Raw genomic sequence first — 25,903 nt, 5'->3', positions numbered from 1 at the left:
AACTTTCATACTGTCTGACCTCACATCAGGCCCGGAGGAAGAAACAATAATAAAAGCTGTGTGGGCAAATCCGTGAAAAAACAAAGACCTGTCAATCTGGAATTGCAGACGATTCAGTTTCCCGTTACTGCGATAGCATCTATTCTTCACCGCGTCTCCGGCGTTATCACCTTTGTCGCTGTCGGTATTTTACTGTGGCTGTTAGGCACTTCTCTTTCTTCCGAGGAAGGATTCCTGCGCGCTGCGGAAATTATGGATAGTTTCATCGTCAAATTTATCGTTTGGGGCATCCTCGTCGCGTTGGCTTATCACATTGTTGGTGGGATACGTCACCTGTTGATGGATTTCGGCTATATAGAAGAAGACCTTGCCGCAGGTAAGCGTTCTGCAAATATCTCCTTTATTATTACTGTCGTGCTTTCAATTCTGGCTGGAGTCCTCGTATGGTAAGCAATGCTTCTGCGTTAGGACGCAATGGCGTACACGATTGGTTACTGATTCGCGCTTCCGCCATCGTCATTGTTCTGTATGTAATTTATCTCATTGGCTTTATTGCTACGGCTGGCGACATCACTTATGAAATCTGGCATGGTTTCTTCGCGATGGCCCTCACCAAAGTATTCACACTGCTAACGTTATTTTCCATTCTGGTTCATGCCTGGATAGGGATGTGGCAAGTGCTGACCGACTACATTAAACCGCTGGCCTTACGCCTGACTTTACAGTTGGCGATTGTGATAGCGCTGTTGGTGTACGTCATTTATGGAACTATTGTGGTGTGGGGTGCGTGATGAATTTGCCAGTCAGAGAATTTGATGCAGTGGTTGTGGGTGCGGGTGGCGCAGGTATGCGTGCCGCACTGCAAATCTCCCAAATGGGCCTGTCCTGTGCCCTGTTATCTAAAGTGTTCCCAACCCGTTCCCATACTGTGTCCGCGCAGGGCGGTATTACCGTTGCGCTGGGTAACACCCATGAGGATAACTGGGAATGGCACATGTATGACACCGTAAAAGGGTCGGATTACATTGGCGATCAGGACGCAATTGAATATATGTGTAAAACCGGCCCGGAAGCGATTCTGGAACTGGAACACATGGGATTACCGTTCTCCCGTCTGGATGATGGCAGCATTTATCAGCGTCCGTTCGGTGGTCAATCCAAGAATTTTGGCGGCGAGCAGGCCGCACGTACCGCCGCCGCCGCTGACCGTACTGGCCATGCGCTGCTGCATACGCTGTATCAACAGAATCTGAAAAATCACACCACTATTTTCTCCGAATGGTACGCACTCGATCTGGTGAAGAATCAGGATGGTGCGGTTGTCGGCTGTACGGCGATTTGTATTGAAACCGGCGAAGTCGTTTATTTCAAAGCGAAGGCAACCGTGCTGGCAACCGGCGGTGCGGGGCGTATCTACCAGTCCACGACCAATGCGCACATTAATACTGGCGACGGTGTGGGGATGGCGTTGCGTGCCGGTGTTCCGTTGCAGGATATGGAAATGTGGCAGTTCCACCCAACCGGGATTGCGGGTGCGGGTGTGCTGGTAACCGAAGGTTGTCGTGGTGAAGGCGGCTATTTGCTGAATAAGCACGGTGAGCGTTTCATGGAACGCTATGCGCCAAATGCGAAAGATCTGGCAGGCCGTGACGTTGTTGCCCGTTCTATTATGATCGAAATTCGTGAAGGCCGTGGCTGTGAAGGCCCGTGGGGACCACACGCCAAGCTGAAGTTGGACCATCTGGGTAAAGACGTTCTGGAATCCCGCCTGCCGGGTATTTTGGAATTGTCGCGCACGTTTGCTCACGTCGATCCGGTGAAAGAGCCGATCCCTGTTATCCCAACCTGCCACTATATGATGGGCGGTATTCCGACCAAAGTCAGTGGTCAGGCGTTGACGGTGAATGATAAAGGCGAAGATGTGGTGATTCCAGGGCTGTTTGCCGTGGGTGAAATTGCCTGCGTATCCGTCCACGGTGCCAACCGTCTGGGCGGTAACTCACTGCTCGACCTGGTGGTATTCGGCCGCTCGGCGGGTATCCACCTGAAAGAGTCTCTGGAAGAGCAGGGCGAAAGCCGTGATGCCAGCGAATCCGATATTGAAGCGTCGCTCGACCGCATGAATCGTTGGAACAATACCCGTTCTGGTGAAGATCCGGTGGAAATCCGCAAAGCGCTGCAATCCTGTATGCAGAACAACTTCTCGGTATTCCGCGAAGGTGATGCGATGGCGAAAGGGTTAGAAGAGCTGAAAGTCATTCGTGAGCGCCTGAAAGACGCGCGTCTGGATGACACATCAAGCGAGTTCAACACCCAGCGCATTGAGTGTCTGGAACTGGATAACCTGATGGAAACCGCGTATGCAACGGCAGTTTCGGCTAACTTCCGTACTGAAAGTCGTGGGGCCCATAGCCGCTTCGATTACCCGGAGCGTGATGATGAGAATTGGCTGTGCCATTCGTTGTATCTGCCGCAGACCGACAGCATGACGCGCCGTGAGGTGAACATGCAGCCTAAATTGCGTCCGGCGTTCCCGCCGAAAATACGTACTTATTAATTGCGGAGATCAAACGATGAAAGTCGAATTTTCTATTTATCGTTACAACCCGGATGTTGATGATGCTCCGCGGATGCAGGATTACCAGTTGGAGGCGGAAGAAGGCCGCGACATGATGCTGCTGGATGCGCTGATGCTGCTGAAAGAGCAGGATCCGACGCTCTCATTCCGTCGTTCCTGCCGTGAAGGCGTCTGTGGTTCCGACGGCGTTAACATGAACGGCAAAAATGGGCTGGCCTGTATTACGCCCGTTTCTGCGTTACGGCGCGGGAACAGCAAAATTGTTATCCGTCCTTTACCTGGATTACCGGTTGTACGTGATTTGGTAGTGGACATGGGGCAGTTCTATGCCCAATATGAGAAAATAAAGCCTTACCTGTTGAATAATGGGAAAAATCCGCCGGCGCGTGAACATCTGCAATCGCCTGAACAACGTGCCAAACTGGATGGATTGTATGAGTGCATTATGTGTGCCTGCTGCTCAACATCCTGCCCGTCGTTCTGGTGGAACCCAGACAAATTTGTTGGGCCTGCGGGGTTGTTGGCTGCGTACCGTTTCCTGATTGACAGTCGTGATACGGAAACCAAGCCACGACTGGACGATTTGGATGATGCGTTTAGCGTCTTCCGCTGCCACGGCATCATGAACTGCGTCAGCGTTTGTCCGAAAGGGTTGAACCCGACCAAGGCTATTGGTCATATTAAATCGATGTTGCTGCACCGTAGCGCGTAACTGATGGTTAATACGTAACGCGTTATTGCATAAAGATTAAGTAGTAAAACATGTATCTCCCTCTGAAGTTGCTATTCTTCAGAGGGAGCGCAGGAAACCTTTAAAAACCGGCTTATGCGCCGAACCGGTTTTTAAAGGTTCCTTAGGGGGATGGATACCCTAAGCGCGTACCGATTGTACGACAAGTGAACCGTTTGTATGGCGAACGATATACGGACACTAATTACATGTTAACCACGGCGAAAACTGAAGCTTATTAGCTTAAGGGATCATAATGCAGAACGGCGCGATGAAGGCCTGGCTGGATTCCTCCTATTTGGCGGGTGCGAATCAGTCCTACATAGAGCAACTCTATGAAGATTTTTTAACCGATCCTGACTCGATCGAACATAGCTGGCGCTCGATCTTCCAGCAATTGCCTACGAGTGGGGTCAAACCGGATCAACTCCATTCCAAAACGCGTGACTATTTCCGCCGTCTGGCGAAAGACTCTTCGCGCTTTACCTCATCAGTCACCGATCCCGATATTGATGTCAAGCAGGTCAAGGTATTGCAGCTGATCAATGCGTTCCGCTTCCGCGGGCATCAGCAGGCCAATCTGGACCCGATTTTCCTGCGCCCTCAGGAACCTGTGGCAGAACTGGATCTGGATTATCATAACCTGACTCAGGATGACCTGCAGGAATCCTTCAACGTGGGTTCTTTTGCCATCGGCAAAGACACCATGAAGCTGGAAGATCTGTATGACGCGCTGAAACGCACCTATTGCGGTTCTATCGGTGCGGAATATATGCATATCACCAGCACGGAAGAGAAACGCTGGATCCAGCAACGTATTGAATCGGTAACCGGTCAGGCGTCGTTTACGGTAGAAGAAAAGCGCCGTTTCCTGAAAGAGTTAACCGCGGCCGAAGGGCTGGAGCGTTATCTGGGGGCCAAATATCCTGGCGCTAAGCGCTTCTCGCTGGAAGGCGGTGATGCACTGGTTCCCATGCTGAAAGAATTGATTCGCCATGCAGGTGCAAACGATACTCGCGAAGTCGTATTGGGGATGGCACACCGTGGTCGCCTCAACGTGCTGATCAACGTATTGGGCAAAAAATCTCAGGATCTGTTCGACGAATTTGCCGGTAAGCATAAAGAACACCTGGGTACTGGTGACGTGAAATATCACCAGGGCTTCTCGTCTGAATTCGATACCGCTGGCGGTCTGGTGCATTTGGCGCTGGCGTTTAACCCTTCGCATCTGGAAATCGTCAGCCCGGTCGTGACGGGGTCGGTACGTGCACGTCTCGATCGTCTGAATAGCCAGAGTGGTCCACGTGTTTTGCCGATCACCATTCACGGCGATGCGGCAGTCAGTGGTCAGGGCGTGGTGCAGGAACTGTTGAACATGTCGACAGTGCGTGGTTATGAAGTTGGCGGTACGCTGCGTATTGTAATCAACAACCGTATCGGCTTCACGACCTCTAATCCGCTGGACATTCGTTCCACCGAATACTGTACCGATATCGGCAAAATGGTGCAGGCACCCATTTTCCACGTTAATGCCGATGATCCAGAAGCGGTGGCGTTTGTTACGCGTCTGGCGCTGGATTTCCGCAACGCCTTCAAACGCGATGTGTTCATCGATCTGATTTGTTATCGTCGTCATGGTCATAACGAAGCTGATGAACCAAGTGCAACACAGCCGATGATGTACCAGAAGATCAAAAAACATCCTACGCCGCGTAAGGTCTATGCCGATCGTCTGGAACAAGAAAAAACCATCACGCTGGAAGATGCCACCGAAATGGTCAATCTGTACCGCGATGCGCTGGATGCTGGTGAATGCGTGGTGGAAGAATGGCGTGAGATGGATATGCAGTCCTTTACCTGGACGCCGTATCTCAATCATGAATGGGATGAGCCTTATCCGCACAGTACGGAAATGAAACGTTTGCAAGAGCTTGCAAAACGTATCAGTGAAGTACCGGAAGGGATTGAGATTCATCCTCGTGTTGCTAAAGTTTATTCCGACCGTGCCGAAATGGCCGCTGGCAATAAACCGTTCGACTGGGGTGGTGCGGAAACGCTGGCCTACGCCACGTTGGTTGATGAAGGGATTCCGATTCGCTTGTCTGGTGAGGACAGCGGTCGCGGTACGTTCTTCCATCGCCATGCTGTCGTGCATAACCAGAAAAATGGTTCCAGCTACACGCCGTTGAACCATGTACATAATGGACAGGGCGAGTTCAATGTGTGGGACTCCGTGCTATCCGAAGAAGCGATCCTCGCGTTTGAATACGGTTATGCGACCGCAGAACCGCGCACGCTGACTATCTGGGAAGCGCAGTTTGGTGACTTTGCCAACGGTGCGCAGGTGGTGATCGATCAGTTCATCAGCTCCGGTGAGCAGAAGTGGGGCCGGATGTGTGGTCTGGTCATGCTGCTGCCACATGGTTATGAAGGGCAGGGCCCAGAGCACTCGTCTGCCAGACTGGAGCGTTATCTGCAGCTGTGCGCTGAGCAAAATATGCAGGTCTGTATTCCGTCAACACCGGCACAGGTTTATCACATGCTTCGCCGTCAGGCGCTGCGCGGTATGCGCCGACCGCTAGTGGTGATGTCGCCGAAATCCCTGTTGCGCCATCCGTTGGCAATCTCTTCATTGGATGAACTGGCAAATGGTTCATTCCAGCCAGCGATTGGTGAAGTAGAAGAATTAGATCCGGCAGCCGTGAAGCGTGTCGTGCTTTGTTCCGGTAAGGTCTACTATGATTTGCTGGAACAGCGCCGCAAGAATGAGCAAAAAGATGTCGCAATCGTCCGTATTGAACAGCTTTATCCGTTCCCGCATCAAGCTGTTCAAGCGGCACTGGAACCTTTTTCCCAAGTTCATGATTTCGTATGGTGTCAGGAAGAGCCACTGAATCAGGGAGCCTGGTATTGTAGTCAGCACCATCTCCGTGAAGTAATTCCGTTTGGATCTTCTTTACGTTACGCAGGACGCCCGGCGTCTGCATCACCCGCCGTTGGCTATATGTCCGTACACCAGAAACAACAGAAAGATCTGGTCGATGACGCGCTGAACGTTGATTAAATAAAAGGATAGATAATGAGTAGCGTAGATATTCTTGTACCCGACCTGCCTGAATCTGTAGCTGACGCCACTGTTGCTACCTGGCGCAAAAAGCCCGGCGATAGCGTTCAGCGTGATGAAGTATTGGTTGAAATTGAAACTGATAAAGTTGTGCTGGAAGTTCCAGCTTCTGAAGCCGGTATTCTGGATGCCGTGCTGGAAGACGAAGGAGCGACCGTCATGTCTCGCCAACTGCTGGGTCGTATTCGCCGTGGCGATAGCTCCGGTAAAGAAACTGGCGAGAAATCTCAGAGTAAAGAATCGACACCGGCACAGCGTCATACCGCTGGTCTGGAAGAAGAGAACAGCGATGCACTCAGCCCGGCAATTCGCCGCCTGATTGCCGAGCACGATCTCGATGCGTCTGCCATCAAAGGCAGCGGTGTCGGTGGTCGAATTACCCGTGAAGACGTAGATAAGCATTTGGCTACCCAGAAGAAAGATTCTGGTAAAGCCGCTAAGTCTGAGGCTCCGGCGGCGTCTCCTGCACCAGCTCTGGGCGCGCGCAGCGAAAAACGCGTACCGATGACGCGTCTGCGTAAGCGTGTTGCAGAACGTCTGCTGGAAGCGAAAAACAGCACGGCAATGTTGACGACGTTTAACGAAATCAACATGCAGCCGATCATGGACCTGCGCAAGCAATACGGCGAAGCCTTTGAGAAGCGTCACGGTGTACGGTTGGGCTTCATGTCCTTCTACATCAAAGCCGTCGTTGAAGCGCTGAAACGTTACCCTGAAGTGAATGCCTCTATTGATGGCGAAGATGTGGTTTACCACAACTATTTCGATGTCAGCATTGCGGTTTCTACCCCGCGTGGTCTGGTCACGCCAGTACTGCGTGATGTGGATGCACTGGGCATGGCCGATATCGAGAAGCGCATCAAAGAGCTGGCCGTGAAGGGTCGTGACGGCAAACTGACGGTTGAAGAATTGCTGGGTGGTAACTTTACGATTACCAACGGCGGTGTCTTTGGTTCTCTGATGTCTACCCCGATCATCAACCCGCCACAGAGCGCGATTCTGGGTATGCACGCCATTAAAGATCGCCCAATGGCGGTTGATGGCCAAGTGGTTATTCTGCCGATGATGTATCTGGCGCTGTCTTACGATCACCGCTTGGTCGATGGTCGTGAATCCGTCGGCTTCCTCGTGACGGTGAAAGAGATGTTGGAAGATCCAGCGCGTCTGCTGTTGGACGTGTAGTCCGACAGCTAGCGTTTTCTTTCGGGTGGTTAGCCCTGACGGTTTTCCGCCCGAAACACAAATTATGTGCTATGCAGGCCGTTTTTTCTCAACGGCGTTATCCAAATATATCAGAGAGTTTATGGCGCTTTTTTCTACCGCAAGAGTCGGTGAGGGAAGCTGTCTGCCGACTTATCTCCAAACCTAAATGGATAGAACATCATGAATTTACACGAGTATCAGGCAAAACAACTCTTTGCTCGATATGGTTTACCGGCACCGACCGGCTATGCCTGTACTACACCGCGTGAAGCAGAAGAAGCCGCATCTAAGATTGGCTCGGGCCCGTGGGTTGTAAAATGTCAGGTTCACGCAGGCGGTCGCGGTAAAGCGGGCGGCGTTAAAGTGGTCAGCAACAAAGAAGACATTCGCGCTTTTGCTGAAAACTGGCTGGGTAAAAAACTCGTTACTTATCAAACTGACGCGCAGGGCCAACCGGTTCATCAGATTCTGGTTGAAGCGGCAACGGATATCGACAAAGAGCTTTATCTGGGCGCGGTTGTTGACCGTGGTACGCGTCGTGTCGTGTTCATGGCGTCCACCGAAGGTGGCGTAGAAATTGAAAAAGTTGCGGAAGAAACGCCGGAACTGATCCACAAAGCTGCCATCGATCCACTGGTCGGCCCACAGCCTTATCAGGGGCGTGAACTGGCCTTCAAACTGGGTCTGAGCGGCAAGCAAGTTGCCCAGTTCACCAAAATTTTCATGGGCTTGGCGACGCTGTTCCTTGAGCGTGACCTGGCGCTGGTAGAAATCAACCCGCTGGTTATCACCAAGCAGGGCGATCTGATCTGTCTGGATGGCAAACTGGGCGCGGATGGTAATGCACTGTTCCGTCAGCCTGAGCTGCGTGAAATGCGTGACCCAAGTCAGGAAGATTCCCGTGAAGCGCATGCGGCACAGTGGGAACTGAACTATGTTGCGCTGGACGGCAACATCGGCTGTATGGTGAACGGTGCTGGTCTGGCGATGGGAACCATGGACATCGTGAAACTGCACGGCGGTTCGCCTGCTAACTTCCTCGATGTTGGCGGTGGCGCGACGAAAGAACGTGTGACTGAAGCATTCAAAATTATCCTGTCTGACGACAAGGTAAAAGCCGTCTTTGTTAACATCTTTGGTGGCATCGTACGTTGCGATTTGATCGCTGACGGTATCATCGGCGCGGTAGCCGAAGTGGGCGTTAGCGTGCCGGTTGTGGTACGTCTTGAAGGAAACAATGCGGAACTGGGTGCCAAGAAACTGGCGGATAGCGGCCTGAATATTATTGCCGCGACCAGCCTGACGGGTGCAGCTCAGCAGGTTGTTGCAGCAGCGGGAGATAAATAATGTCCATTCTGATTAATAAAAATACCAAAGTTATCTGTCAGGGTTTTACTGGTAGTCAGGGGACATTCCACTCTGAGCAAGCACTTGCTTACGGTACGCAAATGGTCGGTGGTGTGACGCCAGGTAAAGGCGGCACGGAACATCTGGGTCTGCCCGTATTTAATACGGTGCGTGAGGCAGTAGAAGCGACGGGCGCAACGGCATCCGTTATCTACGTTCCGGCACCGTTCTGTAAAGACTCCATTCTGGAAGCGATTGACGCAGGTATCGAGCTGATTATCTGTATCACCGAAGGCATTCCGACGCTGGATATGCTGACGGTGAAAGTGAAACTCGACCAGAGCGGCGTGCGCATGATCGGCCCGAACTGCCCAGGGGTGATCACGCCGGGCGAATGTAAGATTGGCATCATGCCGGGCCATATTCACCTGCCGGGTAAAGTCGGTATCGTTTCTCGTTCAGGCACACTGACGTATGAAGCCGTGAAGCAAACGACTGATGCCGGGCTGGGTCAGTCCAGCTGTGTCGGTATCGGTGGCGACCCGATCCCAGGCTCTAACTTCATTGATATTCTGAAGCTGTTTGAACAGGATCCACAGACAGAAGCCATCGTCATGATCGGTGAAATCGGTGGTACAGCGGAAGAAGAAGCGGCGGCGTACATTAAAGAGCACGTGACTAAACCCGTTGTTGGTTACATCGCGGGTGTGACGGCACCGAAAGGCAAACGTATGGGCCATGCTGGCGCTATCATTGCCGGCGGTAAAGGCACTGCCGATGATAAATTCGCAGCGTTAGAAGCGGCAGGTGTTAAAACCGTTCGCAGCCTGGCGGATATCGGCGATGCTGTAAAAGTGATACTAACACGTTGATCGACTAGTCGATTAAACACGCTAGCCACCCTCGGGTGGCTTTTTTATGCATAAGAGGATGACATCCAGAAGGAGCAAATATGAGAAATATTGTTAATTTCAGCAACAATTATAAAACAATAAATGAACGGAATAATAAGTAATAAAATAATGAAAATCATACAGAAAAAAGAATAAAAGAAATGCGTTTTATTGCATGTGAATAATCGAACTTCAAAGTAAATAATATATTGCGGAATTAATCATTCTTAAACCGCGGGGTCACATTGCATTAACAATTGGTGCAATAAAGAAATTAATGCAACGCGCCAATCACGAGAAAAGCGTTAAATTGTTTTAGATCAAAAAACGCCTCTGGATATAATTTATGAAATAGGCTTAAATTGCGCGAGGTCAATTATCGTCTTTTGTGTTGTTTAGTGGAAAAGTTGATTTGAAGCCAAAAACCTAGTCTAGGTCACGTAAAAACCTATTTATTGTAGGGGATTACAGGCGTAATATACGGCTACCTCCTTACGGGGTACGCTATTTGTAATACTTGTGATTTATCTTGAGCTTGCTGTCGGGGCGTCGCGGTGTGACTGCCTTGGTGAACGTATTTTTAGCGTTTGTTACAGCCTGTGTTAAAGCAATTCTTGTTGTGTTCTTTTTGGGTGTAATGGCCGGATGTTTGGCAGCTTGTTAGCGTTTGCAAGCTAATCCCTTCCTGCGAGGAGCAAGGAGTCAAAATGTTTGATGTAGTCGAACTGTCACGTTTACAGTTTGCCTTAACCGCAATGTACCATTTTCTATTCGTACCATTAACGCTGGGGATGGCGTTTTTGCTGGCGATTATGGAAACGGTATATGTGCTGTCCGGCAAACAAATCTATAAAGATATGACCAAATTCTGGGGCAAGTTATTTGCAATTAACTTCGCTCTGGGGGTTGCGACCGGATTGACCATGGAGTTTCAATTCGGGACCAACTGGTCATATTTCTCTCACTACGTCGGGGATATTTTCGGCGCACCGCTAGCGATTGAAGGCCTGATGGCATTCTTCCTGGAATCGACCTTTGTTGGCTTGTTCTTCTTCGGTTGGGACCGTTTAGGAAAAGTGCAGCATATGGCCGTTACCTGGCTGGTTGCACTGGGCTCTAACTTCTCTGCACTGTGGATTCTGGTCGCCAATGGCTGGATGCAAAATCCTATCGCATCGGATTTCAATTTCGAAACCATGCGTATGGAAATGGTGAGCTTCGCCGATCTGGTGCTGAACCCGGTTGCTCAGGTGAAATTCGTTCACACGGTTGCCGCAGGTTACTGTACCGGCGCGATGTTCATTCTGGGCATCAGCTCCTACTATCTGCTGAAAGGCCGCGACATTGCGTTTGCCAAGCGTTCATTCGCCATCGCAGCAAGCTTCGGTCTGGCTTCTGTTCTGTCCGTTATCGTACTGGGTGATGAATCCGGTTATGAAATGGGTGACGTGCAGAAAACCAAACTGGCAGCGATTGAAGCAGAATGGGAAACACAGCCCGCTCCTGCATCCTTTACGCTGATTGGCATCCCGAACCAGGATACGATGGAAAATAACTATGCCATCAAGATTCCTTACGCTCTGGGGATCATTGCCACCCGTTCGACTGACAAAGAAGTCACAGGTCTGAAAGAACTGATGGCGATGCATGAAGTGCGTATTCGTAATGGTATGCAGGCTTACCACCTGCTGGAAGAATTACGTGCGGGCAATACCGACCCTGAGGTTAAAAAAGCGTTCGATCAGTCTAAGCAAGATCTGGGCTATGGCCTGTTGCTGAAACGCTATACGCCGAAAGTCTCTGATGCGACAGAAACGCAAATTAAGCAGGCGGTTAAAGACTCTATCCCACGCGTTGCGCCGCTGTACTTCTCATTCCGTATCATGGTGGGCTGCGGCATTCTGATGCTGTTGATCATCGGCCTGTCTTTCTGGACCGTTCTGCGTGGCAAAATTGGTCAGAAACGCTGGCTGCACCGCATCGCACTGTATGGTATTCCGCTGCCGTGGATTGCTATCGAAGCAGGCTGGTTTGTCGCTGAATATGGTCGTCAACCTTGGGCCATCGGTGAAATTCTGCCAACGGCTGTCGCGACGTCATCACTGACAGCAGGGGATATCCTGTTCTCAATGGCGCTGATCTGTGGTCTGTATACGCTCTTCTTGGTCGCAGAAATGTATCTGATGTTCAAATATGCACGTTTGGGGCCAAGCAGCCTGAGAACGGGGCGTTACCATTTTGAACAACCTATAGCGGCTGCGCAGGAAGCACGGTAAACAGGAGTCCACTATGTTTGAATATGAAGTCTTACGTTTTATCTGGTGGCTGTTGATCGGTATTTTGCTGATTGGCTTCGCTATCACTGATGGTTTTGACATGGGTGTGGGCATTCTGGTCCGTCTGATGGGCCGTGGGGATACCGAGCGTCGTGTCATGATTAACAGTATTGCTCCGCACTGGGACGGTAACCAGGTATGGTTGATCACCGCAGGTGGCGCGCTATTTGCTGCCTGGCCGATGGTTTACGCTGCCGCGTTCTCCGGTTTCTACATTGCCATGATTCTGGTGCTGGCCTCACTGTTCTTCCGTCCTGTTGGCTTCGATTACCGTTCAAAAATCGAAGATCCGCGCTGGAGAGGGATGTGGGACTGGGGCATCTTCATCGGTAGCTTTGTCCCGCCAGTTGTCATTGGTGTCGCGTTTGGCAACCTGTTGCAGGGGGTACCGTTCCACGTCGATGAATATCTGCGTCTTTACTACACCGGAAACTTCTTCCAACTGCTGAATCCGTTTGGTTTGTTGGCTGGTGTTGTGAGTCTGACAATGATTCTTACTCAGGGGGCAACTTACCTGATGATGCGGACCACGGGCGACCTGCACGTGCGTTCCAAATCTGCCGCGCAGATTTCTGCGCTGGTGATGATGGTGACGTTTGCTCTGGCTGGCGTGTGGGTGATTTACGGTATTGATGGTTATGTGGTGACGTCTGCGATTAATACCGCGGCTGAGTCTAACCCACTGCGTAAAGAAGTTATTCAGCAGGCGGGTGCCTGGCTGGTTAACTTCAATAACCATCCGGTATTGTGGGCTATCCCTGTGCTGGGCGTGGTGTTGCCGGTGCTGACTACCCTCATGGCGCGCGCAGAGAAAGGGGCATGGGCATTCTTATTCTCTTCTCTGACTATCGCTTGTGTGATTCTGACTGCTGGGATCGCTATGTTCCCGTTCATCATGCCGTCAGTCACTGTGCCTAACGTCAGTTTGACGGTATGGGATGCGACATCGAGCCTGCTGACGCTGAAAGTGATGACAGTGGTGGCGATTATTTTCGTTCCTATCGTGCTTTCTTATACCGCATGGTGCTACTACAAGATGTTCGGTCGCATTACCAAAGAGCAGGTTGAGCAAAACACTCACTCTATGTACTAAGTAAGGAGCTTAATTTATGTGGTATTTTGCCTGGATACTCGGAACGCTTCTTGCTTGCTCACTGGGGATCATCACGGCCCTGGCTATTGAGCAGAGTGAGGCAAGCAAAGCGGCTGAAGAAGATAAGCAATGAGTGATCTGGTCGATAAACTCTATCGCCTGATGGATAAGAGCCCGATAAGGGCTCTTTCCCTCATCATGGCGTTGCTGTTGGCTGGCTGTGTGTTCTGGGATCCAACGCGCTTTGCGGCGCGTACCAGTGAACTTGCTGTTTGGCAGGGGCTGCTGTTGATTTGGGCCGTTTGCGCCGGCGTTGTTCATGGCGTTGGTTTCCGTCCACACCGTCTGCTTTGGCGCGCGTTTTTCGCACCACTTCCCGCCTTTGTGATCCTGTGCGCAGGATTGTACTATTTCTTCGGCTAAAATAGCCTCCTATTCCATTTAGTTATGGGTTGCTTGCAGCCCATAATTATTTTCTCTCCGTTGTCACAATCCATTCCAAACCTCATTTCTCTTGCGTATAGTAGCGAGGTTTAATGCATTACTGGGATGTAGAGTGAGTAATTCGTTGTTTCGCTGGCCAGTTCGAGTCTACTTTGAAGACACTGATGCAGGTGGTGTTGTCTACCATGCACGCTATGTTGCCTTTTATGAAAGGGCAAGGACTGAGGCGTTGCGTGAGCGCAACTTTCACCAACAAGCCTTGCTAAGTGAACATGTCGCGTTTGCTGTTCGTCGGATGACGGTGGAGTATCTTGCTCCTGCGCGCCTCGACGACATGCTGGAAGTACAGAGCGAGGTTATCTCGCTGCGTGGTGCTTCTCTGACTTTCGCACAGCGTATTCTCAATGCTCATGGCACCCTGCTAAGCCATGCTGAAGTTTTGATCGCATGCATCGATCCACATCAAATGAAGCCAATTGCGCTTCCTAAGTCTATTGTCGCGGAGTTCAAGCAGTGACTGACATGAACGTTTTTGATTTGTTCCTGAAGGCAAGCCTTCTGGTTAAACTAATCATGCTGATTTTAATCTGTTTTTCTATCGCTTCCTGGGCGATCATCATTCAGCGTACCCGAATTTTAAATGCGGCAACGCGTGACGCCGAGGCGTTCGAGGACAAATTTTGGTCGGGCATCGAACTGTCGCGTCTCTATCAGGAAAGCCAGACTCGTCGCGATAGCCTGACGGGCACTGAACAAATCTTCCATTCAGGTTTCAAAGAATTTGCGCGGTTGCATCGTGTTAATAGCCATGTGCCGGAAGCGGTGGTAGAAGGTGCATCCCGTGCGATGCGTATTTCAATGAATCGTGAATTGGAAACGCTGGAGACACACATTCCTTTCTTGGGCACCGTGGGTTCTATCAGTCCGTATATCGGCCTGTTCGGTACCGTTTGGGGGATTATGCACGCTTTCATCGCGCTGGGCGCAGTGAAGCAGGCAACCTTACAAATGGTTGCGCCTGGTATCGCCGAGGCCTTGATTGCTACAGCAATCGGTTTGTTTGCGGCTATCCCTGCGGTCATGGCGTATAACCGCCTGAGCCAGCGGGTAGGCAAACTGGAGCAGAACTACGACAACTTTACGGAAGAGTTCATCGCGATACTGCACCGTCAGGCATTCTCCATCGACAACAGCAAGTAATCAGGGGGGATCATGGCACGAGTACGCAGAGGCCGTCGTGAGCTGAAATCCGAGATCAACATTGTTCCGCTGCTGGACGTGCTGTTGGTACTGTTGCTGATTTTTATGGCGACAGCGCCGATTATTACGCAGAGCGTTGAGGTAGATCTGCCGGATGCGACCGACTCAAAAACGGTCTCCAGCAACGACAATCCGCCCGTGATCGTAGAGGTTTCAGGCGTAGGACAATATAGCTTGGTTGTTGAGCAAAACCGTATGGAACAGCTTCCGGCAGAGCAGGTGGTTGCCGAAGCGCAATCACGGCTGGCAACCAACCCCAAGACGGTCTTTTTGATTGGTGGCGCTAAGGATGTTCCTTATGATGAGATCATTAAAGCGTTGAATTTGTTGCATCAGGCTGGCGTAAAATCCGTTGGTTTGATGACACAACCGATTTAAATGAGCACATCACGGTAATGATCGTTAAGCCTATTTCTGGCAACACTGTTTTTGGGAATCGCTTGTGTTAAAGGCAAACGAACAAAACGATAAGCTGAAACGCGCCGTTATTATCTCGGCTGTTTTGCACATCATACTGATTGCTTTGCTGCTCTGGAGTTCGTCGACGCAAACGATGGATGCCAGCGGGGGCGGCGGAGGCTCGTCAATTGATGCAGTGATGGTCGATCCGAGCGCAGTGGTGGAACAGTATAACCGCCAGCAGCAGCAGCAGACTGATGCGAAACGTTCTGAACAGCAGCGTCAAAAGCAGGCTGAACGGCAGGCCGAAGAGCTTCAGCAGAAGCAGGCCGCTGAACAGCAGCGGCTAAAAGAGCTGGAAAAAGAGCGTCTGCAAGCGCAGGAAGAGGCGAAAAAGCAGGCTCAGGAACAGGCTGAACAGCGTAAGCAATCTGAAGCTGCTGCTCAGCAGGCAAAAGAACAGCAGAAGCAAGCCGAAGCGGCTGCAGCAAAAGCGAAGGCTGAAGCTGAACAGCAGGCAAAAGCGGCAGCAGACGCTAGAAAGAAAGCAGAAGACGAAGCGAAGAAACAAGCTGCTTCGGCCGCTGCGGCTAAGAAGCAGGCGGAAGAAGAGGCTAAAGAAAAAGCCGCTGAAGCCGCCAAGCAGAAGGCAGCAGAAACCGCCAAAGCAGAAGCTGCAAAGGCTGCCGCAGAGGCAGCAAAAGAGGCCGAGCAGGCTAAGCAAAAAGCAGCTGCTGAGGCAGCTAAACAGAAATCTGACGCTGAAGCCACGAAGAAAGCTGAAGCAGCCGCAGCGGCTAAGAAAGCCGCTGATGATAAAAAGAAAGCGGCAGCAGAGGCCGCTAAGCAGGAAAACGCCGTCGATGATTTGCTGGGCGGTTTGGCGTCATCGAAAAATGCGCCGAAATCCGGCGGTGGTGCACCTGCGGGTACAGGTAACAATAAGAAGAGCGGTGCATCAGGTGCAGCGCTTGATAGTTATGGTGGTCAGGTTCGCTCAGCCATTCAGAGCAAGTTTTATGACTGGCAGCTCTACAAAGGGCGTACCTGTACATTACGGATTAAGCTGGCGCCAGATGGTCTGCTGATTGATGTCACGGCTGAAGGTGGCGATCCGGCGTTATGCCAGGCAGCTATTGCGGCTGCCAAACAGGCCAAAATACCGAAGCCGCCAAGTACGGATGTTTATGAGGCTTTCAAAAATGCGCCAATAGACTTTAAACCGCAGTAACCGGGCTGTTTACCCAATAGATTTAAGATTATTACGATGGTAAATGAACCAGGTTATGTTGTTTTGTTGACATTGGTTTGTTTTTGTTAAAATTCTGCTAATTTATCGTAGACTTCGCGTCTGGATAAGGGAGATGAGATGAAGCAAGTACTGAAAGTTGCGGTAGGCTTTTTAATGCTGTGGGCAGCGGTGCTGCACGCGGAAGTACGTATAGAGATTACCCAAGGGGTAGACTCTGCACGCCCTATTGGTGTGGTTCCGTTTAAATGGGCCGGGCCGGGCGCTGCGCCTGAAGACGTAGGCGGCATCGTGGGTGCTGATTTGCGTAACAGCGGTAAATTCAACCCGATCGACGCAAACCGTATGCCTCAACAACCTGCAACAGCATCTGAAGTGACGCCTGCTGCATGGACTGCGTTGGGTATTGATGCTGTTGTGGTTGGTCAGGTTCAACCGAGTGCCGATGGTAGTTATCTGGTTTCTTACCAACTCGTTGATACGTCAGGTAACCCAGGTAGCGTATTGGCTCAGAACCAGTTCAAAGTCACCAAACAGTGGTTGCGCTATGCTGCGCACACGGCCAGTGATGAAGTATTTGAAAAACTGAGCGGTATTAAAGGTGCGTTCCGTACTCGTATCGCTTACGTCGTACAAACCAACGGTGGTCAGTTCCCTTATGAACTGCGCGTTGCGGACTATGACGGTTACAACCAGTTTGTTGTTCACCGTTCACCACAGCCGCTGATGTCCCCGGCTTGGTCCGCAGACGGCAGCAAACTCGCCTATGTAACATTTGAAAGTGGCCGTTCAGCGCTGGTTATCCAAACGCTGGCAAATGGTGCGATCCGCCAAGTTGCGTCTTTCCCACGTCACAACGGCGCACCTGCTTTCTCTCCTGATGGCAGCAAACTGGCATTTGCTCTGTCTAAGAGTGGTAGCCTGAATCTGTATGTGATGAATCTGGGATCGGGTCAGATCAGTCAGGTGACTGATGGCCGCAGCAATAACACGGAACCAACCTGGTTTCCAGACAGCCAGACCTTGGCCTATACTTCAGACCAAGCTGGCCGTCCTCAAGTTTACAAAATTAATGCTAACGGCGGTGCTGCACAACGTGTGACCTGGGAAGGTTCTCAGAACCAAGACTCAGATGTGAGCGCCGACGGGAAATTTTTGGTAACGGTGAGTTCTAATGGTGGGGCTCAGCATATTTCCAAACTGGATCTGGTAACGGGTGCCGTACAAGTATTAACGGACACGTTCCTGGACGAAACGCCAAGTATCGCACCGAATGGCACGATGGTGATCTACAGCTCCAAACAAGGGCTGGGTTCAGTGCTACAGTTGGTTTCGACAGATGGACGTTTCAAAGCGCGTCTTCCGGCTACTGATGGACAGGTTAAATTCCCTGCCTGGTCGCCGTATCTATAAGTACAGATATGTACAATAAACTCGTCAAAGGACATAAGAAATGCAATTCAATAAAGTGCTGAAAGGCCTGATGTTGGCTCTGCCGGTACTGGCAGTGGCCGCTTGTAGCTCCAACAAGAACGCAGACAATGACCAATCTTCCATGGGTGCTGGCAACAACGGCATGATGGACGGCGGCAACGCGTCTTCTTCTGAGCAAGCTCGTTTGCAGATGCAAGAATTACAGCGCAACAACATCGTTTACTTCGGTCTGGACAAGTATGATGTGAGCTCTGAATTCGCTCAGATGCTGGACGCACACGCTGCATTCCTGCGTAGCAACCCGTCTTACAAAGTGACTATCGAAGGTCACGCGGACGAACGCGGCACGCCAGAATACAACATCGCTCTGGGTGAACGTCGTGCCAACGCGGTACAAATGTACCTGCAGGGCAAAGGCGTTTCTTCCGATCAGATCTCTATCGTTTCTTACGGTAAAGAGAAACCAGCTGTTCTCGGTCATGACGAAGCGGCATATGCCAAAAACCGTCGTGCCGTTCTGGTATATTAAGAGAATCGCATGAGCAGTAACTTCAGACATCACCTGTTGGGTCTGTCGTTACTGGTTGGCGTAGCGGTCCCTTGGGCCGCTACTGCCCAAGCGCCAATCAGTAATGTCGGCTCAGGCTCGGTCGAAGACCGTGTCACTCAATTGGAGCGTATTTCTAACGCTCACAGTCAGCTTTTAACCCAACTTCAACAGCAGCTCTCTGATAATCAGCGTGACATTGACAGTCTCCGTGGGCAGATTCAGGAAAGTCAGTATCAGTTGAATCAGGTTGTTGAACGGCAAAAACAGATCTATCAGCAGATTGATGGATTAAGTTCGCAATCATCTTCTACACCGACGACAGGCAGCACACCTGCCGCTGCGGTGGGTACTGATACCGGTGCAGCCAACACGGCCGCACCGGCCAGTACGGGTGATGCAAATAGCGATTACAATGCCGCAGCCGCGCTCGTGCTGGAGAAGAAACAGTACGATCAGGCTATTAGTGCGTTTCAGGCATTCGTCAAGAAGTACCCTGATTCAACCTATCAACCTAATGCTAACTATTGGCTTGGTCAGTTGAATTACAACAAAGGGAAAAAGGACGATGCGGCGTACTATTTCGCCAACGTTGTTAAAAATTATCCCAAGTCACCGAAAAGTTCCGAAGCCTTGCTGAAGGTTGGGGTGATCATGCAGGAAAAAGGTCAGGCTGATAAAGCCAAAGCCGTTTACCAGCAAGTTGTAAAAATGTACCCCAATACGGAAAGTGCAAAGCAGGCGCAAAAGCGTTTAGCGGGATCGTAATACCGTATTAATTGGCACAAAAATTGCGCACCATGAGCGGTTTTTGTGCCTAAACGTCTTAAGAGTAAGCAATCAAACAGTTTTTTAAGAAAATAGGTTGCGCTGAAAATTTAAATCAGTAATATGTGCCGCCGTTGCCAAGGCAAACAGCAAAGCGCTGAAGCAGCATGAAATTGGGTCGTTAGCTCAGTCGGTAGAGCAGTTGACTTTTAATCAATTGGTCGCAGGTTCGAATCCTGCACGACCCACCAATTTCAAACGTAGTGTCATTTAGTATCAAGTAGTTCCGCATTGCGGGTCGTTAGCTCAGTCGGTAGAGCAGTTGACTTTTAATCAATTGGTCGCAGGTTCGAATCCTGCACGACCCACCACTTTCTAGCAATAAAATTCCACACTATGTAATCTTCGCTTATCTTGTTATTCGCATAACGAACACCGTGACTTTTAATCAATTGATCGTAGGTTCGAGCCGAGCGAAGCGAGACAGCAACGCGTCAGCGTTGACCCCGAAGGGGCGAAGCCGAAGGCTGAGTAATCCTGCACGACCCACCACCACTTCAGCAGTAAAGCTCCTTCGTTGAATAAATTCATTTTAAATTACATATTGCACGTGTCGTGTCTGTAGTTGAAAATCTGTGCTCAGGTTTGAGCCGAGCGAAGCGAGACAGCAACGCGCCAGCGTTGACCCCGGATGCATCCTGCACTACCTATCATTTCAGCCGTAGAATTCCTTCCTCGAATAAATTCACTTTAAGATGACTATCGCACGTATCGTGCCGATGAGATAAAACCCATTATCATTCCTGCTCGTTAAGCCTTTGGAGTATATTAGGTCTTTACCCCTCTCTATGGACTATATAACCCGTCAGGAACTGTTTTCTAATCCTATCGAGCAGGGATGGAGTCATTGCCACAGGGAAGTGCGTATAGCCCTGTTTAGGAAGATATATGATTGGTCCGTTGATTAATGGTGCCGCTATCTTGATTGGTAGTGGTTTGGGCATTGCTTTACGTCGCTTTATCCCTCAGCGGTTGCAGGATGGTCTGCCTCCCGCGTTTGCGATGGTGTCGATTGCAATGGGTATCACGCTGGTTGTTAAAGTCCAGCAACTACCCGCAGTGGCACTTGCTATCGTGATTGGTGTTGCGTTAGGCGAACTGCTACGCATGGAATCCGGCGTCCAGCGTGCGGGTACGATGATTCAGAAAGGATTAAACCGCGTTCTGCCCGCACAGGAGCATCGCTTACCGCAGGATGTTTATACTCAGAATTTTACCGCCTTAATCGTTCTGTTTTGTGCCAGCGGTACAGGTGTAGTGGGGGCGTTGACGGAAGGATTAACCGGTGACTATCAACTGCTGATTATTAAATCTGCTTTGGATATTTTTACCGCGCTGATTTTCTCTATCACGCTTGGCCTTGCTGTGATGTCGATTGCGATACCGCAGATGATTGTCCAGACGCTGTTGTTCTTCTCCGCCAAATTGATTATGCCCTTTATGACAGAGGTCACCATGGGCGATTTTTCTGCCTGTGGCGGGATTATCATGATTGCGGTAGGGCTGAGGATTGCGCAGATCAAATCATTTGCGGTAGTTAACTTCCTGCCTGCTTTAGTTCTGGTTATTCCTATCTCTCTGTACTGGCATCGCTTCTTCGCCTAAAGCGCCCGTCTGATTAGCGGCTGACGATCGATGGCATGTCGCCGCTAAAAATTTGTATAACTTCCTGGTCGGTAAGCGGCACATTTTTGCTACACACATAAATATGCTTTCCTTGCGGGCTGATACTTTTGGCTAGTTCTATATAGCTGGCAAACTCTACTTGGCTATGGCCGCCTTCATTCATCTCCATGGGATGGATGATGACGTTGTGTGAGCAGAACAGATCAATTAGTCGTTTGGCTGCCACCTTACGTGTGAGTCGATCCAATAGCTTCATTGCAGGAATCATCTGCCCGAGCAGTAAGCGTGTGGTTGTAAAAGGCACTTCTGATTGCTCAGTCACCTCTTTTTTCGTGTCCACGTTTCTGACCGTCAGGGTATCGCGATATAGTCTGATATAGAGGCTGGCCATGCCATTTCTCTCCTTGTCTCTCTTCTGCCGATAACACCATCCACGCACTTCATATTATTATTTTAAGCATAGTAAACAAAATAGTGGGTTTTATGGAAAAAACACCGCGACTTTAGGCGGGGTTTTCGGTATTTTGTTTAGGATAAAAAACTCCGGACTGATAATAAATCAGTATCAGGTGTTACAACCCGACTTGTCATCGTGGAAATCCGTAATGAGTATTCTTTTTGATAGCAATGAGACCATTTATCCCTTTCCGCCGAAGCCTAGACCCTTATCGGCTGATGCAAAACAGCATTATCGTAGCAGGATAAAGACGCTGCTGCGGGAAAGAAACGCTGTCATGGTCGCGCACTACTATACTGATCCTGAAATTCAGGCGCTGGCTGAAGAAACCGGTGGTTGCGTAGCGGACTCGCTGGAAATGGCGCGGTTTGGTAGCACCCATTCAGCATCGACGCTGTTGGTGGCAGGTGTACGCTTTATGGGGGAAACCGCCAAGATACTCAACCCAGAAAAGACGATTCTGATGCCCACGCTGGAAGCAGAATGCTCGCTCGATCTCGGTTGTCCCGTCGATGAGTTCAGCCGTTTTTGCGATGCGCATCCAGACCGAACGGTGGTGGTGTATGCCAATACCTCCGCGGCGGTAAAGGCGCGTGCAGATTGGGTGGTTACATCCAGTATCGCGGTGGAGTTGATCGAACATCTGGATAGCCTGGGAGAAAAAATTATCTGGGCGCCTGACCGCCATCTGGGAAGCTATGTACAAAAACAGACGCAGGCAGATGTACTGTGCTGGCAAGGCGCATGCATTGTGCATGACGAGTTTAAAACGCAGGCGCTGCAGCGCATGAAGATTTTGTACCCCGATGCGGCAATTTTGGTGCATCCGGAGTCGCCACAGAGCGTGGTAGAGATGGCTGATGCGGTTGGGTCAACCAGCCAGCTGATTCAGGCGGCGAAAACGCTGCCACAGCGTGAACTGATTGTGGCGACCGATCGCGGCATTTTCTACAAGATGCAACAGGCCTGCCCAGAGAAAACATTACTGGAAGCGCCGACAGCGGGTGAAGGGGCAACCTGTCGCAGCTGTGCTCACTGTCCATGGATGGCGATGAATGGGCTGGAGGCGATTGCTAACGGCTTGGAGCAAGGTGGCGATGCACATGAGATACATGTTGATGCCGCTTTGCGAGAAGGCGCGCTAATCCCGTTGAATCGCATGCTGGATTTTGCGGCTTCGCTAAAATTGCGCGTGAAAGGGAATGCCTGACGGCGCTCCGGGGTAGCTTGATAGACGTTTCTTACAATAATTGAGACAGGGTGGTGAGATGGATTTTTTTAGTACCAGTAATATTTTAATTCATATCCCTTTGGGGGACGGGGGATACGACCTTTCCTGGATTGAGGCGATTGGCACGCTATTTGGGTTGCTGTGTATCTGGTTTGCGAGCCAGGAAAAAACCATCAACTATCTGTTTGGGCTAATTAACGTCACGCTGTTTGCTGTGATCTTTTTCCAGATTCAACTTTACGCCAGCCTATTGCTGCAAATCTTCTTCTTTGCCGCCAATATTTATGGCTGGTACGCCTGGACGCGCAAGACGGATGCGCAAGAAGTGGAATTACGCATTCGCTGGCTACCGGTGCAGAAGCTCATTGGCTGGTCGGTCGCCTGCGTAGTCGCGATTGGTTTGATGACGTTCTACATCGATGCGGTGTTTGCTGTGCTAACGCGTATTGCCGTTTCTGGCATGCAGGGGCTTGGATTGGCGGTACAAATGCCGAACCTTCAGCCGGATGCGTTCCCATTCTGGGATTCCACCATGATGGTGTTGTCGATTGTGGCGATGATCCTGATGACGCGCAAATACGTCGAGAACTGGCTGCTGTGGGTGGTGATTGATGTGATAAGCGTGGTGATTTTTGCTTATCAGGGCGTGTATGCGATGGCGGTAGAATACGCGATTCTGACGCTGATTGCCCTGAACGGCTCTTGGCTGTGGATTCAGAGCGCGAAGGAAAATCGCGTCAGCGTGGTTTCAAACGGCGTGTAATCCAAACTTAATGCTTGTGGTGATGGCCTTCACCATCATGAATAGCCGAATGATGGTTTTCCTGATGAAAAGAGCAGTGGTCATCATCACAGCGTTGATATTCCATCTGAATTGTCGCGTGTTCAATCTGGTAATGCTTCAGTAAGTATTCCTGAATACGCCTTAGCAGCGCATCGTGATCGTGAGGCGGTACCACCTGTGCGTGCAGCGTCATCATCGGTTTTTCGCCAACCTGCCATAAATGAACATGGTGGATGTTCCTGACCTCGGGAATATTCAGCGTCAGATCTTTCTGTAGCGCCTCAACGCTGAGCTGGCTCGGCGTGCCTTCCAACAGTTCGTGAATACTCTCTTTCAATAGCGCCCAGGCGCTACGCAGCACCAGACACGACACCAAAATAGAGAGAATCGGGTCGATAGGCGTCCAGTTGGTATAAAGGATGATGACGGCGGCAGCAATCGCGCCTACGGAGCCTAACAGATCGCCCAGCACATGTAGGGCTGCTGCGCGGACGTTAATATTTTTCTCTTCGCTACCGTGATGTAACAGCCAAAACGCCACGATGTTTGCCAGTAGTCCTGCAATGGCGACAAGCAGCATGGGGATGCCAGCAACGGGCTGAGGATCATAGAAGCGTTCAATCGCTTCCCAGAAGATAAAGGCAGTAATCAGTATCAGCGTTAGCGCGTTCACAAAGGCGGCAAGGGTAGTGAGCCGCAGATAACCAAAGGTATGGCGCGCATTCGGTTTACGCTGTGCGAAACGCACGGCGACAAGCGCGACGAACAGCGCAGCGGCATCGGTCAGCATATGGCCTGCATCCGCGAGCAGCGCCAGAGAGCCGGACAGCAGGCCACCAATAACCTCTGCCACCATAAACGTGGCGGTAATGATAAACGCGGCTAGCAGACGTTTACTGTTGCCTGATTCTGTGTGGCTGTGGTTATGTGCCATAAATCACCCTGAGTTACGTTTTCATTCCACTTTACTGAAACCCACAGAGAAAACCTACCCTGTGTTCACCGACCTGTCGGTTAGGCTATTTTTTGGTGAAAATAGGACGGATGCGGTATCTGAGAGCATTTGATCGCGCAAATCCCACTGATTTCAGCGTCCTGATAACAGCAGCTTGACATATAATAATCAATCTTCAATATGAAACATCCCGTTTCTCAAGCTACCTGCACTGGCGGGATGGCGCGTATTGGATGGGGCTAACATACCGTTTCGGAACCGATGGATTTATTTATGAATTACCAAAATGATGATTTAAGAATTAAAGAAATTAATGAACTTTTGCCGCCGGTTGCTTTGCTAGAAAAGTTTCCAGCCACGGAGAAGGCCGCGGAAACGGTATCGTTCGCGCGTACTGCTATCCATAAAATTCTTAACGGCAATGATGACCGCCTGCTGGTGGTGATTGGTCCTTGCTCGATCCACGACACGAAAGCGGCGAAAGAATATGCCGCGCGTCTGCTGACGCTGCGTAACGAGTTGAGTGACGATCTGGAAGTGGTCATGCGGGTTTATTTTGAAAAACCACGCACCACGATTGGCTGGAAAGGGCTAATCAACGATCCGCATATGGATAATAGTTTCCAGATCAATGATGGCCTGCGCATTGCGCGCCAGTTGCTGCTGGAAATTAACGATATCGGTTTACCCGCTGCGGGTGAATTCCTCGATATGATTACCCCGCAATACCTGGCGGATCTGATGAGCTGGGGCGCTATTGGCGCACGTACTACAGAATCTCAGGTACACCGTGAGTTGGCATCTGGCCTGTCATGTCCTGTTGGCTTTAAAAATGGCACTGATGGCACGATCAAAGTAGCAATTGATGCAATCAACGCCGCCAGTGCGCCGCACTGCTTCCTGTCTGTCACCAAATGGGGGCATTCGGCTATCGTGAATACCAGCGGTAACAACGATTGCCACATCATTCTGCGCGGTGGTAAAACGCCGAACTATAGCGCTGAGCACGTTAAAGACGTGAAAATTGGTCTGGAAAAAGCGGGCCTGACACCGCAGGTCATGATCGATTTCAGCCATGCGAACAGCAGCAAGCAGTTCAAAAAGCAGATGGAAGTCTGTACTGATGTCTGCGGACAGATCGTACAGGGCGAAAAAGCGATCATGGGCGTGATGGTGGAAAGCCATCTGGTTGAAGGCAACCAGAATCTGGAAAGTGGTGAGCCGCTGGTTTATGGCCGTAGCGTTACCGATGCTTGCATTGGCTGGGAAGATACAGAATCCCTGCTGCGCCAGTTAGCATCTGCCGTACGCGAGCGCCGCAATAAGTAATATCGAATAGCGTGACAGATAGCGGACAATAAAAAACCCGGCGCAGGCCGGGTTTT

At 50.6% G+C, this 25,903-nt stretch carries 25 protein-coding genes, 2 tRNA genes and 2 other RNA genes; 27 read left to right on the top strand and 2 right to left on the bottom strand.

Going from position 1 to position 25,903, the window contains the following annotated elements; genetic code table 11:
• Positions 1-60: 60 nt before the first annotated feature.
• From sdhC to A0G03_RS07290, 24 genes are all read left to right on the top strand, one after another.
• Complete coding sequence (gene sdhC / locus A0G03_RS07405; protein ID WP_039275597.1) at positions 61-450, top strand: succinate dehydrogenase cytochrome b556 subunit; 390 nt, start codon at positions 61-63, stop codon at positions 448-450.
• Positions 444-791 (top strand): succinate dehydrogenase membrane anchor subunit, encoded by a 348-nt coding sequence (gene sdhD / locus A0G03_RS07400; RefSeq protein ID WP_048259323.1) that lies wholly within the window; start codon positions 444-446, stop codon positions 789-791. The genes sdhC and sdhD overlap by 7 nt, the downstream gene beginning before the upstream one ends.
• A complete protein-coding gene (sdhA, locus tag A0G03_RS07395) occupies positions 791-2,557 on the top strand; it encodes a succinate dehydrogenase flavoprotein subunit (RefSeq protein WP_048259324.1) in 1,767 nt (588 codons plus the stop codon). Before sdhD ends, sdhA begins: the two co-directional genes overlap by 1 nt.
• 16 nt (positions 2,558-2,573) lie before the next feature.
• Positions 2,574-3,290: a succinate dehydrogenase iron-sulfur subunit gene (locus A0G03_RS07390; protein ID WP_048259325.1), complete on the top strand. Its 717-nt coding sequence runs from the start codon at positions 2,574-2,576 to the stop codon at positions 3,288-3,290.
• A 274-nt stretch (positions 3,291-3,564) separates the two neighbouring features.
• Positions 3,565-6,372, top strand: a complete 2,808-nt coding sequence (sucA, locus tag A0G03_RS07385) for a 2-oxoglutarate dehydrogenase E1 component (RefSeq protein ID WP_048259326.1) — start codon at positions 3,565-3,567, stop codon at positions 6,370-6,372.
• A gap of 15 nt (positions 6,373-6,387) precedes the next feature.
• Positions 6,388-7,614 (top strand): 2-oxoglutarate dehydrogenase complex dihydrolipoyllysine-residue succinyltransferase, encoded by a 1,227-nt coding sequence (gene odhB, locus A0G03_RS07380; protein ID WP_048259327.1) that lies wholly within the window; start codon positions 6,388-6,390, stop codon positions 7,612-7,614.
• Between the two features lie 201 nt (positions 7,615-7,815).
• The gene (gene sucC / locus A0G03_RS07375; RefSeq protein ID WP_011092948.1) at positions 7,816-8,982 is read left to right on the top strand and encodes an ADP-forming succinate--CoA ligase subunit beta; all 1,167 of its coding nucleotides are present in this window, start codon (positions 7,816-7,818) and stop codon (positions 8,980-8,982) included.
• Positions 8,982-9,854 (top strand): succinate--CoA ligase subunit alpha, encoded by an 873-nt coding sequence (gene sucD, locus A0G03_RS07370; protein ID WP_048259328.1) that lies wholly within the window; start codon positions 8,982-8,984, stop codon positions 9,852-9,854. Before sucC ends, sucD begins: the two co-directional genes overlap by 1 nt.
• 728 nt (positions 9,855-10,582) lie before the next feature.
• Positions 10,583-12,151, top strand: a complete 1,569-nt coding sequence (cydA, locus tag A0G03_RS07365; RefSeq protein WP_048259329.1) for a cytochrome ubiquinol oxidase subunit I — start codon at positions 10,583-10,585, stop codon at positions 12,149-12,151.
• A gap of 13 nt (positions 12,152-12,164) precedes the next feature.
• Positions 12,165-13,304, top strand: coding sequence for a cytochrome d ubiquinol oxidase subunit II (cydB, locus tag A0G03_RS07360; RefSeq protein ID WP_048259330.1), 1,140 nt, complete (start codon positions 12,165-12,167; stop codon positions 13,302-13,304).
• A gap of 16 nt (positions 13,305-13,320) precedes the next feature.
• A complete protein-coding gene (cydX, locus tag A0G03_RS07355) occupies positions 13,321-13,437 on the top strand; it encodes a cytochrome bd-I oxidase subunit CydX (RefSeq protein WP_011092952.1) in 117 nt (38 codons plus the stop codon).
• Positions 13,434-13,727: a cyd operon protein YbgE gene (ybgE, locus tag A0G03_RS07350; protein WP_039302106.1), complete on the top strand. Its 294-nt coding sequence runs from the start codon at positions 13,434-13,436 to the stop codon at positions 13,725-13,727. The genes cydX and ybgE overlap by 4 nt, the downstream gene beginning before the upstream one ends.
• A gap of 133 nt (positions 13,728-13,860) precedes the next feature.
• Positions 13,861-14,265 carry a tol-pal system-associated acyl-CoA thioesterase gene (gene ybgC, locus A0G03_RS07345; RefSeq protein WP_048259331.1) on the top strand — a complete coding sequence of 135 codons (405 nt, stop codon included), beginning with the start codon at positions 13,861-13,863 and terminating at the stop codon, positions 14,263-14,265.
• Complete coding sequence (gene tolQ / locus A0G03_RS07340) at positions 14,262-14,948, top strand: Tol-Pal system protein TolQ (RefSeq protein ID WP_011092955.1); 687 nt, start codon at positions 14,262-14,264, stop codon at positions 14,946-14,948. Before ybgC ends, tolQ begins: the two co-directional genes overlap by 4 nt.
• A gap of 12 nt (positions 14,949-14,960) precedes the next feature.
• The gene (gene tolR, locus A0G03_RS07335) at positions 14,961-15,386 is read left to right on the top strand and encodes a colicin uptake protein TolR (protein WP_011092956.1); all 426 of its coding nucleotides are present in this window, start codon (positions 14,961-14,963) and stop codon (positions 15,384-15,386) included.
• Between the two features lie 64 nt (positions 15,387-15,450).
• A complete protein-coding gene (gene tolA / locus A0G03_RS07330) occupies positions 15,451-16,638 on the top strand; it encodes a cell envelope integrity protein TolA (protein WP_048259332.1) in 1,188 nt (395 codons plus the stop codon).
• 138 nt (positions 16,639-16,776) lie between these two features.
• Positions 16,777-18,069 (top strand): Tol-Pal system beta propeller repeat protein TolB, encoded by a 1,293-nt coding sequence (gene tolB, locus A0G03_RS07325; RefSeq protein WP_048259333.1) that lies wholly within the window; start codon positions 16,777-16,779, stop codon positions 18,067-18,069.
• Between the two features lie 40 nt (positions 18,070-18,109).
• Complete coding sequence (gene pal, locus A0G03_RS07320; RefSeq protein WP_011092959.1) at positions 18,110-18,619, top strand: peptidoglycan-associated lipoprotein Pal; 510 nt, start codon at positions 18,110-18,112, stop codon at positions 18,617-18,619.
• A 9-nt stretch (positions 18,620-18,628) separates the two neighbouring features.
• Entirely contained in the window at positions 18,629-19,405 is a 777-nt protein-coding gene (gene cpoB, locus A0G03_RS07315) for a cell division protein CpoB (protein WP_048259334.1), read from the top strand.
• Positions 19,406-19,580: 175 nt separating this feature from the next.
• A tRNA-Lys gene (locus tag A0G03_RS07310) sits at positions 19,581-19,656 on the top strand.
• A 44-nt stretch (positions 19,657-19,700) separates the two neighbouring features.
• A tRNA-Lys gene (locus A0G03_RS07305) sits at positions 19,701-19,776 on the top strand.
• A 52-nt stretch (positions 19,777-19,828) separates the two neighbouring features.
• Positions 19,829-19,957: non-coding RNA, RtT sRNA (locus A0G03_RS07300), on the top strand.
• A gap of 53 nt (positions 19,958-20,010) precedes the next feature.
• Positions 20,011-20,118, top strand: a non-coding RNA gene (locus A0G03_RS07295) — RtT sRNA.
• A 235-nt stretch (positions 20,119-20,353) separates the two neighbouring features.
• Positions 20,354-21,070 (top strand): DUF554 domain-containing protein, encoded by a 717-nt coding sequence (locus A0G03_RS07290; RefSeq protein ID WP_048259335.1) that lies wholly within the window; start codon positions 20,354-20,356, stop codon positions 21,068-21,070.
• A gap of 13 nt (positions 21,071-21,083) precedes the next feature.
• Here the strand turns inward: A0G03_RS07290 and A0G03_RS07285 are convergent, their stop codons facing one another.
• Positions 21,084-21,482, bottom strand: a complete 399-nt coding sequence (locus A0G03_RS07285; RefSeq protein ID WP_048259336.1) for a YjaA family stress response protein — start codon at positions 21,480-21,482, stop codon at positions 21,084-21,086.
• Between the two features lie 214 nt (positions 21,483-21,696).
• Between A0G03_RS07285 and nadA the strand changes: the two genes are divergently transcribed.
• The gene (nadA, locus tag A0G03_RS07280; RefSeq protein ID WP_048259337.1) at positions 21,697-22,758 is read left to right on the top strand and encodes a quinolinate synthase NadA; all 1,062 of its coding nucleotides are present in this window, start codon (positions 21,697-21,699) and stop codon (positions 22,756-22,758) included.
• A 58-nt stretch (positions 22,759-22,816) separates the two neighbouring features.
• Positions 22,817-23,542 carry a nicotinamide riboside transporter PnuC gene (gene pnuC / locus A0G03_RS07275; RefSeq protein WP_048259338.1) on the top strand — a complete coding sequence of 242 codons (726 nt, stop codon included), beginning with the start codon at positions 22,817-22,819 and terminating at the stop codon, positions 23,540-23,542.
• 7 nt (positions 23,543-23,549) lie between these two features.
• Here pnuC and zitB read toward each other — a convergent pair whose 3' ends face one another.
• Positions 23,550-24,497 (bottom strand): CDF family zinc transporter ZitB, encoded by a 948-nt coding sequence (gene zitB / locus A0G03_RS07270; protein WP_048259339.1) that lies wholly within the window; start codon positions 24,495-24,497, stop codon positions 23,550-23,552.
• 294 nt (positions 24,498-24,791) lie between these two features.
• Between zitB and aroG the strand changes: the two genes are divergently transcribed.
• On the top strand, positions 24,792-25,847 hold the full coding sequence (aroG, locus tag A0G03_RS07265; protein ID WP_048259456.1) for a 3-deoxy-7-phosphoheptulonate synthase AroG: 1,056 nt from the start codon (positions 24,792-24,794) through the stop codon (positions 25,845-25,847).
• The last annotated feature ends 56 nt before the right edge of the window (positions 25,848-25,903 follow it).

This window comes from Pectobacterium peruviense (assembly GCF_002847345.1).
Taxonomy (GTDB): Bacteria; Pseudomonadota; Gammaproteobacteria; order Enterobacterales; family Enterobacteriaceae; genus Pectobacterium; species Pectobacterium peruviense.
Note: the sequence above shows the minus strand (reverse complement) of the source record. Positions and strands in the feature narration are given on the sequence as shown.

What these genes read in the sequence shown, in the direction of transcription:
- zitB (WP_048259339.1), bottom strand. Translation starts at nt 24,497, where the DNA reads ATGGCACATAACCACAGCCACACAGAATCAGGCAACAGTAAACGTCTG.
- A0G03_RS07390 (WP_048259325.1), top strand. Translation starts at nt 2,574, where the DNA reads ATGAAAGTCGAATTTTCTATTTATCGTTACAACCCGGATGTTGATGAT.
- A0G03_RS07290 (WP_048259335.1), top strand. Translation starts at nt 20,354, where the DNA reads ATGATTGGTCCGTTGATTAATGGTGCCGCTATCTTGATTGGTAGTGGT.
- cpoB (WP_048259334.1), top strand. Translation starts at nt 18,629, where the DNA reads ATGAGCAGTAACTTCAGACATCACCTGTTGGGTCTGTCGTTACTGGTT.
- cydX (WP_011092952.1), top strand. Translation starts at nt 13,321, where the DNA reads ATGTGGTATTTTGCCTGGATACTCGGAACGCTTCTTGCTTGCTCACTG.
- sucA (WP_048259326.1), top strand. Translation starts at nt 3,565, where the DNA reads ATGCAGAACGGCGCGATGAAGGCCTGGCTGGATTCCTCCTATTTGGCG.
- sucC (WP_011092948.1), top strand. Translation starts at nt 7,816, where the DNA reads ATGAATTTACACGAGTATCAGGCAAAACAACTCTTTGCTCGATATGGT.
- pnuC (WP_048259338.1), top strand. Translation starts at nt 22,817, where the DNA reads ATGGATTTTTTTAGTACCAGTAATATTTTAATTCATATCCCTTTGGGG.
- aroG (WP_048259456.1), top strand. Translation starts at nt 24,792, where the DNA reads ATGAATTACCAAAATGATGATTTAAGAATTAAAGAAATTAATGAACTT.
- sdhA (WP_048259324.1), top strand. Translation starts at nt 791, where the DNA reads ATGAATTTGCCAGTCAGAGAATTTGATGCAGTGGTTGTGGGTGCGGGT.
- ybgE (WP_039302106.1), top strand. Translation starts at nt 13,434, where the DNA reads ATGAGTGATCTGGTCGATAAACTCTATCGCCTGATGGATAAGAGCCCG.
- cydB (WP_048259330.1), top strand. Translation starts at nt 12,165, where the DNA reads ATGTTTGAATATGAAGTCTTACGTTTTATCTGGTGGCTGTTGATCGGT.
- pal (WP_011092959.1), top strand. Translation starts at nt 18,110, where the DNA reads ATGCAATTCAATAAAGTGCTGAAAGGCCTGATGTTGGCTCTGCCGGTA.
- cydA (WP_048259329.1), top strand. Translation starts at nt 10,583, where the DNA reads ATGTTTGATGTAGTCGAACTGTCACGTTTACAGTTTGCCTTAACCGCA.
- odhB (WP_048259327.1), top strand. Translation starts at nt 6,388, where the DNA reads ATGAGTAGCGTAGATATTCTTGTACCCGACCTGCCTGAATCTGTAGCT.
- A0G03_RS07285 (WP_048259336.1), bottom strand. Translation starts at nt 21,482, where the DNA reads ATGGCCAGCCTCTATATCAGACTATATCGCGATACCCTGACGGTCAGA.
- tolB (WP_048259333.1), top strand. Translation starts at nt 16,777, where the DNA reads ATGAAGCAAGTACTGAAAGTTGCGGTAGGCTTTTTAATGCTGTGGGCA.
- sdhD (WP_048259323.1), top strand. Translation starts at nt 444, where the DNA reads ATGGTAAGCAATGCTTCTGCGTTAGGACGCAATGGCGTACACGATTGG.
- sucD (WP_048259328.1), top strand. Translation starts at nt 8,982, where the DNA reads ATGTCCATTCTGATTAATAAAAATACCAAAGTTATCTGTCAGGGTTTT.
- nadA (WP_048259337.1), top strand. Translation starts at nt 21,697, where the DNA reads ATGAGTATTCTTTTTGATAGCAATGAGACCATTTATCCCTTTCCGCCG.
- tolR (WP_011092956.1), top strand. Translation starts at nt 14,961, where the DNA reads ATGGCACGAGTACGCAGAGGCCGTCGTGAGCTGAAATCCGAGATCAAC.